At 56.5% G+C, this 736-nt stretch carries 1 protein-coding gene; it reads right to left on the bottom strand.

Annotation, left to right across the window (positions count from 1 at the left end):
• Nucleotides 1–736, bottom strand: a 736-nt coding sequence (locus GM154_RS25505) for a glycoside hydrolase family 5 protein (RefSeq protein WP_219654327.1), incomplete at both ends; no start/stop codon positions are given.

The raw sequence follows: 736 nt of genomic DNA, 5'->3' as shown, positions 1-736 counted from the left end.
GCCCAGTAGGACGCCGGTACGCAATTCTCTTTCAGGTAGGCCAGCATATTGTCCATCAGGATGTTCCAGCGCGGGTTGTTATCCGGTACGCCGAACTCACCAATGTAGCCACGCTGACCATGCTTTTTCAGCCACTCTACGAACGGCTTGACGCGATTCACGCCATACATCACGTCCAGCTTGTTGACGTCTACGTCACCATAGCTGCCACCGGCGTTCTCATCGAAATACGAGTGCGCCGAGAAAATGATGTTGTTGGACGGATCCTTCAGGTTCAGCAAGGGATCATTCCACTCCGCCCAGCGGGTAGCGCTCGACCAGCCGTTACCTTCCACAATGATCGGGCGGGTCTTGTCCACGGCGCGCACACCGTTGATACCGTATTGCGCAGCGGTCGCCCAGTAGGCCAGGGCCCCGTTGGGCTCGTTCATGATGTCGTAGGCGTACAGAGCGGGTTGATTACTCCACTGCTGGGCAATCTTGGTCATGATCTCCTGGTAGCGCGCATACGGAACGCCACTGGTGCCAATCACCTGGCCGCGATAGCGTGCATAGTTATGCAGGTCCAGAATGATCTTGATGTTGTGCTTTTGCGCATAACCAAAGGTGCGGTCGATCAACGCAACATAGGCTGGATCCAGCGGGCCACCCAGCTTGGGTTGCAGGCGCTCCCAGATAATGGGGAAGCGGAAGGTCTTGATACCCCTGGCGCTCCACTGCTGGAAATAGGATTCCA

Origin of the sequence: Pseudomonas sp. MAG002Y (assembly GCF_019400845.1) — a bacterium.
GTDB lineage: Bacteria > Pseudomonadota > Gammaproteobacteria > Pseudomonadales > Pseudomonadaceae > Chryseomonas > Chryseomonas luteola.
Note: the sequence above shows the minus strand (reverse complement) of the source record. Positions and strands in the feature narration are given on the sequence as shown.